The sequence below is a fragment of the Dermabacter sp. p3-SID358 genome, from assembly GCF_025147465.1.
Taxonomy (GTDB): domain Bacteria; phylum Actinomycetota; class Actinomycetes; order Actinomycetales; family Dermabacteraceae; genus Dermabacter.
On record NZ_JALXOZ010000016.1, the window covers coordinates 29,073 to 44,877 of the forward strand.

Consider the following 15,805-nt stretch of genomic DNA (forward strand, 5'->3'; position numbering starts at 1 on the left):
TCGGGGAGGGGTTCCCTCGTGATCGGGACGGGGAGGGCGGATCGGGAAGGGGTGGATCGGGGAGGGCCTGCCCCCCACCGTCCGAGGCTGCCCCACCCGACTAGAAGCTCTCCAGTGCCCGAATCCGGCCTGTACTCTGGAATTTATGGCTTCTTCCGCGCGCACCCCTCAGCCGCCCTTCCCTTTCGTGCCGAGGGCGCTCATCGAACCGATGTTTGGCCGAGTTGTCGTGGAACGCGCCACCGATTACGCGAACGACGAGCATATTCGCCTCCCCAACTGGGTCACGACCTCGACCGGGTCGAAGGGGGAGCTCATCGGCGTCGTGCACGGCCGCGGTCCGGATCCGTATCGCGTGCGGGTGTCGCTTCACCGCGTGGAGGACGACGAAAGCGGCAGCGAAGGCGAGCTTCCCCTGTGGATCCCCGTGCAGTCGACGTGCACGTGCCCCGTGGTCATGAACTGCAAGCACGGCGCGGCCCTCGCCCTGTGGTCGGGCCGGCAGGCGGAGCAGTGGAGCGAGAGCCGCGAGGCGGAGGCCGAAGCGGAGGCTGAGCAGCCCGCGTCGTGGCTCGAAACCCTCGCACCGCTTTTGCGCGCGAGCGACGAGGAAACGGAAGACACCACGCCTCTCGCGCTCGGCTTTGATCTCAAGGCCGAGCAGCTTCACAAAAGCCGGTTCTCGTGGGGCTATGAATCGCTCACGAAGGAGCACCTCGAAGCGGGCAAAGGCGTATTCCTCGCGATCCGTCCGCTGCGCCGCGGCAAGCGCAACAACTGGATCAAATCGGGCCTTTCGTGGCGCACGTTCGAGTACCGCATGAGTGGCCGCGGCTACGACCCCGCGCACGCCGACGCCCTGACCAGGATCTTCGCCCTTTCGGAGGCGGATCGCAGCCACACCGCTGCCGTCGAGCAGCTGTGGATCAACCAGTTCCGCTCGCCGATTCTGTGGGAGGCGCTCGTGCGCGCCCACGAGGCGGGGGTCGCGTTCGTCGGGCTCGACAACGTGGGGGAGGTGCGCCTTGGTCAGGGGGCCGACGTTGGCCTTGATCTTAGCGGCGCCGACTCCCTCAAAGTGCGCGCCCTCGCGCATATCGACGGCGAGCCGAGGCCCGAGGCGCGCATGCTCGGCTCGAACGGCGTGATCGACATCCACCCCGGCAAACGAGGCACGTTCGATATCGAGTTTGCGGCAACGCCCGCGCTCGTGCCGATGCCCGTGCAGCGGCTCCTCGAAACGCGCACCCGGATCGACGTGCCGAAGAGCGATCGCGAGGCTTTTTTCGATAGCGCCCTCCCAAGAATCAGCCGCGTCACGAACGTGGCAAGCGGTGACGGGAGCGTCACGATGCCCGCTCCGAAGGCCCCGGTGCTGCGCCTGAATGTGGCCTATAGTGGCGCGAATACGGTTGAGCTCGAGTGGTCGTGGTTCTACCCCTCGACTCGAAGCCGTTTCGGCGTGTATCAACAGGGCGGCACTGGCCGCGACCACAACTATGAGGATGGGCTCCTCGCCGAGCTGCGGGAGCTGTGGCCCACGGTGGGCGGCGCCCTCCCCACTGATCGCGCCGCCGAGGGCACCGAGAAGCTGAGCGACGTGGACACGGCGTTCTTCACCGAACACGTTCTTTCCGAGCTCGAGGCGAGGGAGGGCATCGACGTCGCGATTTCGGGCACGCGCCACACCTATCGCGAGCTCGACGGCGCTCCGTCCGTGCGCGTGAGGCAAACCGAGAATCCCGGGAAAAACGACTGGTTCGATCTTGGCTTCGAGGTCACGCTCGAGGGAAAAACGATCCCCTTCCCCTCCCTTTTCGTGGCACTCGCGAAGGGCCAGTCGAAGCTCCTTCTCGAGGACCGCACCTATTTCTCGCTCGAGCATCCGGCTTTCGACGCCCTGCGCGCCCTCATCGCCGAAGGCGAGGCCCTCGCGGAGTGGGAGCCCGAGCGCCAGCAGATTTCGAAGTACCAGGTGGGGTTCTGGGAGGACCTTGCCGATGCCGCGGATGTGGTCGAGGCGGCCGATGGTTGGGAGGCCACCGTCGGAAAACTCAAGAACTTCGAGGCCATTCCCCACACGCCCCTGCCCACCGGATTGCACGCGGAGCTGCGCTCGTACCAGCGCGAGGGTTTCGAGTTTCTTGCGCTGCTGTATTCGCTCGGCCTCGGCGGGATCCTCGCGGATGACATGGGGCTTGGCAAAACCCTGCAGGCGCTCACGCTCATCCAGCACGCGCGTGAGGGCGTGAGCGCAGGTGAGTTCCGGGGCAACGAAAGTGCAGGTCCGACGCCTGCCGGCCCTGATCGTCCCTTCCTTGTTATGGCGCCGAGCAGCGTCACTGGCGTGTGGCAGGCGGAGGCAGCGCGCTTCACCCCGAACCTCAGGGTCGCGCTCGTTAACCGCACGCGTCGAGCACGCAAAACCGAGCTGCGGCGCGAGATCGAAGGTGCCGACATCGTCGTCACGAGCTACACGATCGCCCGCATCGATTCGGAGGAGTTCGCGCGCGAGCAATTCGCAGGGCTCATCCTCGACGAGGCCCAGTTCGTGAAGAACCGCGCCTCGCGCATCCACCAGTCGGTCAAGCGCCTCAAGGCACCGTTCCGCCTTGCGATCACGGGCACCCCCATGGAGAATTCACTCGGGGATTTGTGGGCGATCATGTCGATCGTCGCGCCGGGCGTGCTTGGCCCTCACGTGCAGTTTCGTTCGCACTTCACGCAGCCGATCGAGTCGGGGGAGCACCCCGAGAAGATGCCCGTTCTTCGCCGGAGGCTGCGCCCGTTCATGCTGCGCCGCACGAAGGAGCTCGTCGCGAAGGATTTGCCCGAGAAGCAAGAGCAGGTCGTTAAGGTCGAGCTCGAGGGCGCGCATCGACGGATTTACGATTCGGTGCTTCAGCGCGAGCGCAAGAAGGTTCTCGGGCTTATCAACGACATGGATAAGAACCGCTTCATCGTGTTCCGCTCGATCACGCTTTTGCGGATGCTCGCGCTCGATCCCGCGCTCGTGGACGACGGGGGTGACAAGAACGCGCCGTCGACGAAGCTTCAGGTGCTCTTTGAGAGACTCGACGAAGTCGTGTCCGAAGGCCACCGCGTGCTCGTGTTCTCGCAGTTCACGAGCTTCCTCGCGCGGGTTGCGGAGCAGCTTCGCGAACGGCAGGTCGCCTATCAGTACCTCGATGGGTCAACACGCGACCGCGCCGACGTGATCCGCGACTTCCGCGAGGGCAACGACCCGGTGTTCCTCATCTCCCTCAAGGCAGGCGGCTTCGGCCTCACGCTCACGGAGGCTGATTACGTGTTCCTCCTCGACCCGTGGTGGAATCCCGCCGCGGAAAACCAGGCGATCGATCGCACGCACCGCATCGGCCAAACGGAGCGTGTCATGGTCTACCGGCTCGTCGCCTCCGACACGATTGAGGACAAGGTCCTCGCGCTCCAGGATAAGAAGCGCGCGCTCTTCGATTCGCTCACCGATGGCGGCGAAGCGTTCAGCACGCAGATCACCGCCGACGACGTCAAGGAGCTCTTCTCGTGACCGACCTCGAGAATCTCGCTCGTTACTGGCCCGCGCCCACCGAGAGTGACCACAAGTACACGCGCGGCGTCGTGTGCATGGCGACGGGAAGTGAGCATTACCCCGGTGCGGCGCTTATCGGCTGCGAAGCAGCGGCCCGTTGCGGCGTGGGCATGGTGCGCTACCTCGGCCCCGAAACCGTCGCGCGCATGGTCGTTGCGCGCACACCCGAGGTCGTCCCCGCACCCGGCCGCGCTCAAGTTTTTGTCGCGGGGTCGGGTTGGGAGAGTGCCGACCGTCTCGAACGCGTGCGCGCATGCATGAGGGAGACCTCCCCGGATGCTCTTGTGGTCGCGGACGCGGGGGCGCTCGACTCTGCGGGTGGTAGTACGGGTTCCGACGCTTGCCCCGCCCACACCGTTCTCACTCCCCACGCGGGCGAGGCCGTGCATCTGCTCGAGGGCTGGGACCGCGCCCGAGTCGAGGCTTCACCGCGCGAAGCAGCCGAGGCTCTCGCGGGTCGCACTGGCGCGGCGGTCATCCTCAAGGGACACACGACGTGGATCGCCGCGAGCGGCGAAGAGACTCGTGCCTCGACCTCGCCTACGTCCCGCCTCGCGACCGCGGGAACGGGCGACGCGCTCGCGGGGATCACCGGGGCGCTTCTCGCCCTCAACCATGAAACGATTGTGAAGGATCTGGAACTGGGCAGCCGTCGGACCCTCCTCGAGGTGTGCGAAGCCGCCGTGACGCTTCACTCCCACGCCGCCGCCCTCGCCGCGGGAGAGGCCCAGGCGCCGATCCTCGCGAGCGACGTGACGAGCGTGATTCCGGCCCTCTATGCTCGACTTTCCCCCAAGTCCGGCACGTAAAATGGACACCATCCAAAGGCGGCGCCCGAGAAATTGAGGCGCCTTCTTTCATTTTCCGCTTGCTCCCCAGCTCGAAGGGACCCCGATGGGTGAAATTTCCCTGCAGTTCGAGGTCATCTCGCTGATCGTCCTTATCGCGATCCTCGTCGTCGACCTCCTCCTCGTCATCAAGCGCCCCCACGTGCCGTCCTTCAAGGAGTGCATCGGGTGGGTCGTGTTCTACGTGGCGCTCGCGCTGATCTTCGCTGTCACGCTCTACTTCCTCGCCGACTACCAGGTCGCGGGACAATTCATCGTGGGCTGGCTCACCGAATACTCGCTCAGCATCGACAACCTCTTCGTGTTCATCGTGATCATGTCGAAGTTTGCTGTGCCGAGGAAATACCAGCAAGAGGTGCTCATGGTGGGCATCATCATCGCGCTCATTGCGCGTGCGATCTTCATTTTGCTCGGCACCGCCGTGATCAATTCCTTCGCGTGGGTGTTTTACATCTTTGCGATCTTCCTGTTCTACACGGCCTATAAGCAGGTCCAGGGCGAAGAAGAAGAAGACGATGCCGAAGACGGCTTCGTCATGAAGAACCTCAAGAAGGTCGTCCACGTCCACGACGAGTATGACGAAAACAAGATTCGCACGGTGGTGAACGGCAAGAAGGTCTTCACGCCGATGCTGCTCGTGTTCCTCACGATCGGCCTGACCGACGTGATGTTCGCGTTCGACTCGATCCCCGCGATCCTCGGCATTTCGCAGAACCCGTTCATCGTGTTCACGACGAACCTGTTCGCGCTCATGGGCCTTCGCCAGCTGTACTTCCTGCTCGGCGGGCTCGTGGATCGCCTCGTGTACCTCCACTACGGTCTCGCGGCGATCCTCGCGTTCATTGGCGTGAAGCTCGTCATTCACGCGGCCCACGAGGCGCCGCTGTGGCCCGAGGATTCGGGCTTCGGGCACTTCGTGCACTCGATCCCCGAGATCCCGATTTGGCTTTCGCTCACCGTGATCGCGGGCTCGATGATCATCGCAATCATCGCCTCGATCCTGTGGGGGCCGAAGGTCGACGATCGCGAAGCAGCGGCGGCAGTTGAGGGTGGCGAGGACCGCTAAGGGTAGGCTTCCCGGTCTAGCGGGCGAGGTTTCTACGCGCGTACTTTGGGGTTATGAGCAGCCCTAATAGTGCCCCCGAGACCTCACCCTACGTCGCTTCCGAAGAGTCGCACGACCGCGCCGAACACTCCGCTCGCCTCAACCAGCTGAGGGCCGGCGTGCTCGGCGCGAACGACGGCATCGTGTCCGTCGCCGGCATGGTCGTTGGCGTCGCCGCCGCGACCCCCACGTTCGCCGCGCTCGCAATCGCTGGCGCAGCCGCGCTCAGCGCGGGCGCCCTTTCGATGGCCATGGGCGAGTACGTGTCCGTCTCGACCCAGCGCGACACCGAGCGCTCGATGCTCGCGCGCGAGCGTGAGCGCCTCGCGGACGATCCCGAGGGCGAACTCGAAGCGCTCACCGCGTCCCTCGAAGAAACCGGTATTCCCGGGGATCTTGCTCGCCAGGCTGCCGAGCGCATGAGCGCGCACGACGCGCTCGACGCTCACGTGCGCGTTCGGTATGGCATTGAAGAAGAGGCAATTGCGTCGCCGCTCGGGGCCGCGTTTGCCTCGCTCATCGCGTTCACTCTCGGCGGTCTCCTCCCGGTCATCGCCGTGCTCGCGACGCCCGTGGCCTTCAAAGTCCCCGCCGTCGTATTCGCGGTTGTCATCGCGCTCGCCCTCACGGGTTACATTTCGGCGCGTCTTGGACAGGCGAAGGCAGGGCGGGCGACGATCCGCACCATCCTCGGCGGCACGGCCGCGATGGCAGTCTCGTACGGTATCGGCACTCTGCTCGGCGTGAGTGTGATTTAGGCGCCTGGCGTATAGACCCACGGCTCGCGCGGAAGGTCCTCCGGGTCGAATGCCTCGAGGATGTCGCGCGCGCTGCGGCATCCGGATAGCCCCAGGGATGTGCCGATGGTTTCGGCGACGTCCCCGGGGCTTTCGCCTTTGTCGAGGCGATCGCGGAGCGTCACGGCGCCGTCGCGCTTCGCGAGGCGCGCCCCTTCGGCATTGAGGGCGAGCGGCACGTGAATGTAGGAGAGGTGCGTGGAAGGGCGCTCTCGCAGGTTTTCGGGGTGCGGGAAGAGCCACGGCGCGGCCTGCGCGAGCAGGTCCGTGAGGTACGCCTGGCGGGGGCTTGAACTCAGAAGGTCGTCGCCGCGAACGACCTGATCGACCCCGGTCTCGATATCATCCACGACCGCGACAAGGTTGTAGGCACACATGCCATCGCCGCGCACGAGCACGAAATCATCGACATCCCCCACGGTGCGGCCCGCGTACAGGTCGGTGACCTCGTAAGAGTGCGTGCTTGCGCGGAGCCTGAGCGACGGCTCACGGCTCAGCTCGCGCATCTTTTCTCGACCGGCCTCCCGCTCGGCCTCGGTGAGGTCGCGGCACGTTCCGGGGTACGCGCCCGGCGGGGCGTGCGGGGCCGACGGCGCCTCGTGAATCTCGCGGCGGGTGCAATAGCACTCGTAGACGAGCCCGCGTTCATCGAGGGCTGCCACGACCCGTCGATACAGGTCAAGTCGCTTCGACTGCCAGGCGACAGGGCCGTCCCAGTCGAGGCCGAGCGCTTCCATATCCTCAAGTTGCCGCTCGGCGCTGCCTTTCTTCACGCGATTGAGATCCTCCATGCGCATGAGGAAGTCACGGCCGGTGCGGCGCGCGAACACCCACGCGAGGATCGCCGTGCGGAGGTTGCCGAGGTGCAGGTCGCCGCTCGGCGAGGGCGCGTAGCGGCCCGCGAAGCCGAAGGGGGAGTGGAGGTCAGGAGAGGTCATGAAGATCGAGGAGATAGACGACGTGCGCGCCCGATTCCGTCGGGTCGCTTTCGGTGGAGAGGGTAAAGCCGAGGCGTTCGGCGAGGCGGCGCGCGGGGAGATTTTGATCAGCGGTGATAAAGGCGGCTTCGCGCGGGGCATTGTCGAGGGAGGCGACCGCTCGGAGGCTCTGATCGAGAGCTGACGTGGCCGTGCCCGTGCCCCACGCCTCGGGCGTGAGCCTTATGTACGTGTTTGCGACCCAGCGATCGCCGAGTGGCATCGCCGAGAGTCCTGCGACGCCGAGAAATGCCCCCGTCGCTTTCTCGCGGATCGCGCTGTACCCGTACCCGTCGCGTTCATGCGAGCGCATCCATATTCCAAGGACGCGCTGCATCTGGTCAACGGTTTCGAGTGGGCCGATCGTGTCGAGTTCGAACACGCGGGGATCCGAGTGGAGGAGCCAAAGCTCAGGCAAATCGGTGGCGCACAGTGGGGCCAGGGTATGCGAGAGAGCCCCGCTCCCACTGTGCGCGTGGGAAACGGGGCTCTTACTGCTGTGAAGCGAAGTGTCACTCACCCTTGTGGGTGTTTTCCTTCTCGCCATCGGAGAGGGACTCGGTAACGTCGCCTGCCTCGGCCGCGGCAACCGAATCGGAAACCTCGGTCGAATCCTCTTCGCTCACGCCCGCGGCGGGGTAGTGCGAGCGGGCGAAATCTGCCGGCGGCGCCCACGGGTCTTCGACCGGGCGGGTCTTCTGCCATGCGAGGTAGCCGGCTGCGCCAGCAACCGCGGTGATGCCGAGCACGACGAGAACGGTGCCGACCTTCGACTTCTTCTTGTCGGCAACGGGGCTCGTGGTTGCGGCTGTGCGGATCTCGGGAGCGCCCTTTTCCCATTCAGCGCGAGCGGCATCCACGGCGGCAGCTACGGCTGCACCGAGAGTCGTGTTCGCGGCATCCGCGGTGCGGCGGGCGCGGGGGAGGTAGTCAGCCTCGAAGTCGCTGCGGAACTTGCGGGCGCGCGGGCCGACATTGCGATCAAACTCGTCAGAAAGACGGCTCGAGAGGCTGTTCACGCGCGCCTGGCCGCGGTCGAGGCCCTTGCGAACGCGCTTCTCAACCTCGGGTGCGAAGTCGCCGTAGAACTTCTCGGCGCGCTTGCGTGCTTCCGCCGTTGCTTCGCTGAAGAGCGGGCCGGCGTTGTCAAGCGCCTTGTACCACGTGCTCTGTGCGCGCTTGGCCTGCTTCTTGGCCTGCTTTTTCGCGGCCTTCTTGGCCTCGCGCTTGGAATTAGTGAAAGCCATCGCTGACCCTTTCGTTTGTGCGCCGGATCTCCCCGGCGGTGGTCTGGAAGTGCGGGTGATCGCCACGCCGCGATGCCTCAAGCCTACTAGCGGCGCATCGCGAAATCACAGTTTCTATGCAGAATGACCGAGTGCCGTCCAGCCGCATTCAGCGAGGGTGTGGGAGGATCGAGGCATGTTTGCAACGCTTCATACGAATCACGGCGATATTCGCCTCGAACTGTTCGAAAACCACGCCCCCAAGACCGTCGCGAACTTCGTTGAGCTCGCGAAGGGCGAGCGCGAGTTCACGAACCCAGTGACGGGCGACAAGGAAAAGCGCCCCTACTACGACGGCGTGATTTTCCACCGCATCATCGATGGTTTCATGATCCAGGGCGGCGACCCGACCGGCACAGGCACGGGCGGCCCCGGCTACAACTTCGATGATGAAATCTCGGAGAAGAACTTCAACGAGCCCTACGTTCTCGCCATGGCGAATGCCGGCAAGCGCATGAACGCCATTACGGGTCGCCCCTCGGGCACCAACGGCTCGCAGTTCTTCATCACCGTTGCCCCCACCCAGTACCTGCACGGCAAACACACCGTGTTCGGTGAGGTTGCGGACGACGAGTCGAAGAAGGTCGTTGACGAAATCGCCAAGGTTGACACCGACATGCGTGACCGTCCTCTCGAGGATGTCGTCATCAACTCGGTGAGCATCGAAGACTAAGGCGCAGGGCTCCCTACGTCGATGACACAAAGCTACGGAAAAGGAGCCGACCCGAGTCCGAGCCCGCGCGAGCCGGAAAATACGCCCGCCGTGTGCCCGCGACATCCGGGTCGGCCCTCTCTTATTCGCTGTCAGCGCTGCGACCGCCCCGCGTGCGTCGAATGCCAGCGCCGGGCCGCCGTTGGGATCCAGTGCGTCGATTGCGTGAGCGAGGCCGAACGCAGCCAGCGTCAGAGTGCCCCGCGCACAGTCATGGGCGCCGAGTCCGTGCGGAGCGCTCCCATCGTGACATACACGATCATGGGGATCTGCGTCGCGATATTCGCGCTCCAGATGCTCGGTTTGGATCACACGCTTTCCGAGTGGCTCATGTTCGCACCTTTCCGCTCGCTCGCGATGCCGTGGACTTTCCTCACGAGCGGTTTCCTCCACGGGGGTATCGCGCACGTGGGCCTCAACCTCTACGCCCTGTGGGCCGTGGGGCAGGTCCTCGAGCGTTCACTCGGCCACTGGCGATACCTCGCGGTGTTCCTCGTGAGCGTGTTTGGCGGGCACACCGCCGTACTGCTTCTGGCGAGCATCGGTACGGAGGCGTGGTTCACGGGCACGGTGGGAGCCTCGGGCGGCCTTTTCGGCATGTTCGGTGCGCTGCTCATTCTCCAGCGTCGGCTCGGATCCGAGAGCGCGCAGGTGCTCATCCTCATCGTGCTCAACTTCGCAATCGGCTTCCTCTACCCGGGTATCTCGTGGCAGGGCCATCTCGGTGGTCTCATTGCGGGTGCGGCAACCGTCGGACTTTTCTTCGCCACGCGCCCCACCGCCGAGCCCGGAGTGGATCGTGTTGCGCTCGCCAAGAAGTCGGCGATGCGCCACGGTGCCGTTGTCGCCGGTCTCACGGTGCTCATGCTGGCCGCGTGTGCGGTCAAGTGGTGGTTCGCGGCGACCACGGTCTACCTCGCCTGAGCCCACCCTCGACAGAGTTATCCACAATGCTGTCCACGTTTGGGGAGAACTACATTCGTGTCATTCACGCGTGAACAGCACCGATGCCCCGCCCAATCGGGCGGGGCGTTCGCGTATGCGGTTGGGGTGAAGCTTTAACGGGCGCGGTGCGCTTCCTGCTCGCGGGCAACCTCAGCCTCGGCTGCGGCCACACGCTCGCTCCATGCCTCGCGGAGAGATTCGAGTGCTTCGAGCGACGGTGCGTGCTCAATATCGAGCTCGAGAACGGTCGCGCCCTCATCCTCCATGAGGGTTGCCTGCACGATGATGCGGGCATCCACGAGCGGGCTGTCGTACTCAACGCGGATACGGTGACCGAGCGCCGAGCCGAGCACCTTGCCGATGATCTGGCGGTTCTTACCGGGGTTCTTGACGAGTGGCCCACCCACCATGAGCGGGATCGACGTAAGGCCGAGCCACGCGGGCAGCCACTGCTGGGTCATGCGGTCCCACGCGTCTTCTTGCGTGAGCGCGAAATAGCCGCGTGCGCGGAACGTGAAGTCGGTGCGTGAAAGGGTGCGTGCGTCACTCATGCCTCCAAAATAGGAAGGCCCACGCCCCCATGGAAGAGGGCGCGGGCAGGTTCCGCACAGTGTTCGGGAACTTGTTACCTTCCGCTCAACGGAAGGAAACTTCACCTCCGACGGTTCACTTGAAATCCGCCGTGGCGGGGTCCGGACCGCCGCGGCCATCCGCACGCGAAAGGGCGTTGATCTTTTCGATCTCCTCGCCGCTGAGCGTGAGACCGAGCGACTCCCAGTTCTCAGCGATACGCGAGGGCGTGACCGACTTCGGGATCGCAATCGTGCCGAGTTGGCGGTGCCACGCGAGGATGACCTGGGCGATGCTTGCGTCATGGGCCTTCGCGATGGCGTCGAGGGTCGGATCGCTCAGAACGTCGCCGCCCTGGCCGAGCGGGCCCCATGCCTCTGTTGCGACGCCGTACTTCGTGTTCACCACACGCAGCTCGGCTTGGTTGAAGTAGGGATGCAGCTCGATCTGGTTGAGAACCGGGGTGACTCCGCTCTTCTCGATGAGATCCTCGAGGTTTTCCGCGGGGAAGTTCGAGACACCGATCGACGTGATGCGGCCCTGCTTCTGGAGCTCGATGAACGCCTTCCACGTGTCGTTGTAGAGGCCGAAGCTCGGGCATGCCCAGTGGATGAGGTAGAGGTCAACAACGTCGAGGCCGAGCTTGCCCATCGACTCGTCGAACGCGCGCATGGTCTCGTCGTAGCCCTGGTTCGCGTTCCACAGTTTGGTGGTGATGAAGAGGTCCTTTGGGTCGACGCCCGCGGCATCGATGCCCTGGCGCACTCCCTCTTCGTTGCCGTACACGGCGGCGGTGTCGATGTGGCGGTAGCCGGTCTCAATCGCGGCCTTGACGGCGGCGGCGGTCTCGTCGTTCGGCACCTTGAACACGCCGAAGCCGAGCTGCGGGATCCGCTTCCCGTCGTTCAGGGTTGTGAGTGGACTCTCGAAGGCCATGGTTTTCTCCTTACGGTTGGCGGTCACACAATTTTTGGTCTGCTTGCTGCGCGGGGCGCTTAGCCCTTGTATCCCGGGCCTCGCACCATCGTTTCCGGATCGAAGCCGGTGCGCCCTGCCTCGCCGCGATCGAGGGTCGCGATGGCTTCCACATCCTCGGTCGTGAGGTGGATGTTCAGGGCAGCGAAGTTTTCGCGGATGCGGCTCGGCGTGACGGATTTCGGGATCGCGATCGTGCCGAGGGCAAGGTGCCACGCGAGCACCACTTGCGCCGGGGTCGCCTCGCGTCGTTCGGCGATCTCACGGATGATCGGCTCCTCGAAAAGCCCCTTGCCGCGGTGGAGCGGCGCCCACGCCTGGCTGAGCACGCCGCGCTCGCGGTTCGCCTCGCGAAGCTCCGATTGCGCGAAGTAGGGGTTGAGCTCGATCTGGTTGAGAACGGGGCTCACGCCGGTCGCGGCCGTGAGCTCGTCGATGCGCTTCTCGGGGAAATTGGCGACGCCGATCGAGGTCGCGAGACCCTCCTCGCGGAGCCTCATGAGTTCCTCCCAGGTTTCGACCGTGAGTCCGTTCATGGGCATGGGCCAATGGATGAGGTAGAGGTCCACGTAGTCGAGGCCGAGCCGCTCGAGGCTCTCTTCGAAAGCTCGGCGCGTTTTTTCGCGCCCGTGGTCGTCGTTCCACACCTTCGTCGTGACGAACACATCGGAGCGATCGAGGCCCGAGCGGCGCACGGCGCGCCCCACCCCCTCTTCGTTGTCGTAGAGCTTCGCGGTGTCGATGTGGCGGTAGCCGGCCTCGAAAGCGCACTCGATTGCGGCTTCGACCTCGTCGTTCGGAGTTTTGTACACCCCGAAGCCGAGTTGGGGGATCTCCTTGCCGTCGTTCAGCTTGAGCAGGGGGCTTGCAGTGGCGAAATCGCGCGTGGGCGTCATCGAATCCTTCTTCCTCAAAGCTTCCACCAGCCTATAAACCTCAAGCGGGCCCTCCCTGAATCACCGTGATTGTGCGGCGGCGCCCGTACAATGAGCGGCATGGAGGCTTACGGGGCGCGCGCACGCGCGGAGGCGAGGCAATCGTCGGACCCCATTCCCCTTCCCGAGAAGCCGCGCGTGGTGCCCCGCCCACCGCACACGAAGCGCACCCGGTTTGCGAAGTGGAAGCGGCCGGTTCCACTCGCGTATCCCGAATACGATCACGAGGCGGGCCACAGCTATGACCGCCCGCGTCTCGAGATTTATCCTCGCCTCGATGCCGTGTTTGTGCTGCTTGCGACGGTGCTCTCGCTCGTGCTCGCGTACGTGTTTTTACGCCAGGGCCTCACGACTAATCCGAGCCGACTCATCAATCTGCTCGTGTTCTGGATCGTGTCCACCTACGTGGCTCTGCCGCGACTCCATCAGGCGCTCACGGCCGTGTACGTTCCCGATTACTTCATGGGACGCACGCGCACGGCCGATGGCCTTCTCGGCGATCCCGTCAACCTCGCCTTCGAGGGGAGCGCTGAGGACATCCACGTGGCGATGCGCAAGGCCGGCTGGGTCCTCGCGGAGGAGAACACCCTGCACAGCGCCCGCCGCACGGTGGTCGCGTTCCTTTTGCGGCGCTCGTACCCGAGGGCACCCGTGAGTTCGCTCTTCCTTTTTGGGAGGCGCCATGAGTTCGCCTACCAGCAGGAGGTGGGGGGAACGACTTTGAGGCGTCACCACATCAGGTTTTGGCGCGTGCCGCACAAGTGGGTCATGCCCGGCGGGCATCGCGTAACGTGGCTTGCCGCGGCGACGTTCGACCGCGGCGTGGGGCTTTCGCGCTTCACGCTCCAGGTCACGCACAAGATCGATGAGAATACCGACGTCGAGCGCAACTACGTGGTCGATACCCTCTTGCACGCCGATCACGCGATTCCCGTGGGCGTCATCAAGGACTATTCGACGTCGTACCACCACGTGAACGGTGGCGGTGACCCGCTGCGTACCGACGGTCACCTTCCCGTCGTCGACGTTACGGGTGCGGAGGCCCGCTCGACTGGTTCGACCGCCGTGATTCAACCGCGCAACCGCGCGACCGGCATCTTCTATCTACGCGGGCGCTCACTCCGCCCCGGTGAACTCATGCAGTCGCTTGAGCGTGATTGGCACGGGGCGCGCGAGGATTTTCTTCAGGCGATCCGCAATTTCGGCGACCACCACCTTCCGCCCCCGTCGATCGGTTTCGTGGGGCTCATGATTGCGCTCGAAACGATTGCGGTGCTCGGGCTCTGGGGGCTCGTGTGGGCGAAGGGCTCGGGCGCGGGGGAGGCCGACGCCATCGTGCGCACCCTCGGTTTCGAACAGCTCGGCGAAGCTCCGCTCCCGACCTTCACCGTGCTTGTCGCGGGGCAAATCGTGCTTTTCGTGTTCATGCTCGGGCGCAACAGGTGGGCGAGGCTCGGCCTCATGGCGCTTCTTGCCTTCGATTCGCTTGCGCGCATTAGCGTCGCGGCCTTCGAGCCCGCGGGGGCGGCAAGCGCGACCGAGTTGCTCGGCGTGGGACTCAGCACTCTCGCGCTTCTCACGCTCACGTCGGATGCGGCGCGTATTTGGGTGCACACGGACCGCATCGCGTATTACGCCGAGCGCGAGAGCAAGAACCCCGGCGGCGATTCCGCCGAAGACGGTTCCCCCGAAGCTTGAGATCTACTTCGCGCGCGCCGAGTCGTCGGAGAACACGTCGGGGATGCCGTCGCGGTTCGCGTCAACCTTTTCTCGCTCGGCGATCCTCGCGTAGCGAGCGTTGCGCGGCGCGAGGATCGCGGCGCCCACGATTGCGGCGAGCACCGAGGCGGTGAGCACGCCGACCTTCGCCCAGTCATGTGCCGGGTCCGAAACATCAAAGCTCAGCTCGGCCACGAGGAGCGACACCGTGAAGCCGATACCCGCGAGAGCCGCGACGCCGAGGAGGTCGAGCCACTTAATGTCCGGGTCGAGGTTTGCGCCGCGAAGGCGCGTCACGAGGAAGGTCGTGCCCACGATGCCGAGCATCTTGCCGGCAACGAGACCCACGATGATGCCGAGCGCAACCGTGGAAGTCCACGCCTCGGTGAGGCCGCTTATGCCGCCTACGGCGACGCCCGCGCTAAAGAACGCGAAGATCGGCACGGCAACGCCCGAGGAGAGGGGGCGGAAGCGATGCTCAAAGGTTTCGGCAAGCGAGTAGCGTTCGCCGTACTTCGAGAGGGGGTTCACGGGGATCATGAACGCGAGCGCAACGCCCGCGATCGTCGCGTGGATGCCGGAGTTGTAGAACAGCGCCCACACGATGAGGCCGAGCGGGAGCAGCACGAACCACGCGGCGCTGTAGTGCTTCTTGAAGAGCGCCTCGGCTTTGTTGGCCACGAGCCAGTAGAGCGCGAGGGGGATCAGCGCGATCGCGAGGTAGTGGAGTTTGAGGTCGCTCGAGTAGAACACGGCGATGATCGTGATCGCGATGAGGTCATCGACGATCGCGAGGGTCAGGAGGAAGGTGCGCAGCGCGGCGGGGAGCTTGGAGCCGACGATCGCGAGGACCGCGACCGCGAACGCGATGTCGGTCGCGGCTGGAATCGCCCAGCCGCCAAGGGTTTCGGGGTTCGAAGCATTGAGCGCGAAGTAGAGAAGGGCGGGGAGCGCAACGCCGCCCACGGCCGCCGCGACGGGTACGAAGGCGCGGCGCGGATCGCGCAGGTCGCCCTTCGTGAGCTCCATCTTGAGCTCGAGCCCCACGAGGAAGAAGAAGATCGCGAGGAGACCGTCGGCCGCCCAGTGCGCGAGGGAGAGGTCGAGGTCGAGCCAGCTCGTCGAGAAGCCGACGTGCATGTCGCGTAGCGAGAAGTACGCGTCGGCGGCGGGGGAGTTCGCGAGGATGAGCGCGAGAACGGTGGCGCCTACGAGGATGAGGCCACCCGTCGTCTCGGTCGTGAGGATCTTTTCGATGCGCGTGAGTTCGCGGTAGGTGCCGCGCGCGAGGATCGTTTCGCTGCGGCTCTTGTGGTTGCTCGTCATGGGGAGTCCTTTGGGGCTCGG

General features: G+C 65.0%; 14 protein-coding genes. 7 read left to right on the forward strand and 7 right to left on the reverse strand.

Annotated features, from left to right (window positions below):
• Positions 1–145: 145 nt before the first annotated feature.
• The 4 genes from M3B90_RS07885 to M3B90_RS07900 all read left to right on the forward strand — a co-directional run bounded on the left by M3B90_RS07885 (position 146) and on the right by M3B90_RS07900 (position 6,300).
• Entirely contained in the window at positions 146–3,547 is a 3,402-nt protein-coding gene (locus tag M3B90_RS07885) for a DEAD/DEAH box helicase (protein WP_259889643.1), read from the forward strand.
• Complete coding sequence (locus tag M3B90_RS07890) at positions 3,544–4,398, forward strand: ADP/ATP-dependent (S)-NAD(P)H-hydrate dehydratase (protein WP_259889645.1); 855 nt, start codon at positions 3,544–3,546, stop codon at positions 4,396–4,398. The genes M3B90_RS07885 and M3B90_RS07890 overlap by 4 nt, the downstream gene beginning before the upstream one ends.
• An 85-nt stretch (positions 4,399–4,483) precedes the next feature.
• Complete coding sequence (locus tag M3B90_RS07895; RefSeq protein WP_259889647.1) at positions 4,484–5,503, forward strand: TerC/Alx family metal homeostasis membrane protein; 1,020 nt, start codon at positions 4,484–4,486, stop codon at positions 5,501–5,503.
• Positions 5,504–5,556: 53 nt separating this feature from the next.
• Positions 5,557–6,300: a VIT family protein gene (locus M3B90_RS07900; protein WP_259889649.1), complete on the forward strand. Its 744-nt coding sequence runs from the start codon at positions 5,557–5,559 to the stop codon at positions 6,298–6,300.
• Here the strand turns inward: M3B90_RS07900 and gluQRS are convergent.
• From gluQRS to M3B90_RS07915, 3 genes are read right to left on the reverse strand one after another with little or no spacing between them, the layout of a single operon-like run.
• The gene (gluQRS, locus tag M3B90_RS07905) at positions 6,297–7,277 is read right to left on the reverse strand and encodes a tRNA glutamyl-Q(34) synthetase GluQRS (RefSeq protein WP_259889651.1); all 981 of its coding nucleotides are present in this window, start codon (positions 7,275–7,277) and stop codon (positions 6,297–6,299) included. The genes M3B90_RS07900 and gluQRS overlap by 4 nt on opposite strands.
• Complete coding sequence (locus M3B90_RS07910) at positions 7,264–7,863, reverse strand: GNAT family N-acetyltransferase (protein WP_259889653.1); 600 nt, start codon at positions 7,861–7,863, stop codon at positions 7,264–7,266. Before M3B90_RS07910 ends, gluQRS begins: the two co-directional genes overlap by 14 nt.
• Positions 7,829–8,563 carry a hypothetical protein gene (locus M3B90_RS07915; protein ID WP_259889655.1) on the reverse strand — a complete coding sequence of 245 codons (735 nt, stop codon included), beginning with the start codon at positions 8,561–8,563 and terminating at the stop codon, positions 7,829–7,831. The genes M3B90_RS07910 and M3B90_RS07915 overlap by 35 nt, the downstream gene beginning before the upstream one ends.
• A gap of 175 nt (positions 8,564–8,738) precedes the next feature.
• Here M3B90_RS07915 and M3B90_RS07920 point away from each other — a divergent pair, with 175 nt between their 5' ends.
• Positions 8,739–9,275, forward strand: a complete 537-nt coding sequence (locus M3B90_RS07920) for a peptidylprolyl isomerase (protein WP_259889657.1) — start codon at positions 8,739–8,741, stop codon at positions 9,273–9,275.
• 204 nt (positions 9,276–9,479) lie between these two features.
• Positions 9,480–10,238, forward strand: a complete 759-nt coding sequence (locus M3B90_RS07925) for a rhomboid family intramembrane serine protease (protein WP_259889659.1) — start codon at positions 9,480–9,482, stop codon at positions 10,236–10,238.
• Between the two features lie 134 nt (positions 10,239–10,372).
• Here the strand turns inward: M3B90_RS07925 and M3B90_RS07930 are convergent, their stop codons facing one another.
• The 3 genes from M3B90_RS07930 to M3B90_RS07940 all read right to left on the reverse strand — a co-directional run bounded on the left by M3B90_RS07930 (position 10,373) and on the right by M3B90_RS07940 (position 12,700).
• Positions 10,373–10,810 carry a hypothetical protein gene (locus tag M3B90_RS07930; protein WP_259889660.1) on the reverse strand — a complete coding sequence of 146 codons (438 nt, stop codon included), beginning with the start codon at positions 10,808–10,810 and terminating at the stop codon, positions 10,373–10,375.
• A gap of 115 nt (positions 10,811–10,925) precedes the next feature.
• The gene (locus M3B90_RS07935) at positions 10,926–11,765 is read right to left on the reverse strand and encodes an aldo/keto reductase (protein ID WP_259889662.1); all 840 of its coding nucleotides are present in this window, start codon (positions 11,763–11,765) and stop codon (positions 10,926–10,928) included.
• Between the two features lie 59 nt (positions 11,766–11,824).
• Complete coding sequence (locus M3B90_RS07940; RefSeq protein WP_259889663.1) at positions 11,825–12,700, reverse strand: aldo/keto reductase; 876 nt, start codon at positions 12,698–12,700, stop codon at positions 11,825–11,827.
• 99 nt (positions 12,701–12,799) lie between these two features.
• On the opposite strand from M3B90_RS07940, the gene M3B90_RS07945 reads away from it, so the two are divergent.
• Entirely contained in the window at positions 12,800–14,437 is a 1,638-nt protein-coding gene (locus M3B90_RS07945) for an LssY C-terminal domain-containing protein (RefSeq protein WP_259889665.1), read from the forward strand.
• 3 nt (positions 14,438–14,440) lie between these two features.
• Here the strand turns inward: M3B90_RS07945 and nhaA are convergent, their stop codons facing one another.
• Positions 14,441–15,784: a Na+/H+ antiporter NhaA gene (gene nhaA / locus M3B90_RS07950; RefSeq protein ID WP_259889667.1), complete on the reverse strand. Its 1,344-nt coding sequence runs from the start codon at positions 15,782–15,784 to the stop codon at positions 14,441–14,443.
• Positions 15,785–15,805 lie beyond the last annotated feature (21 nt).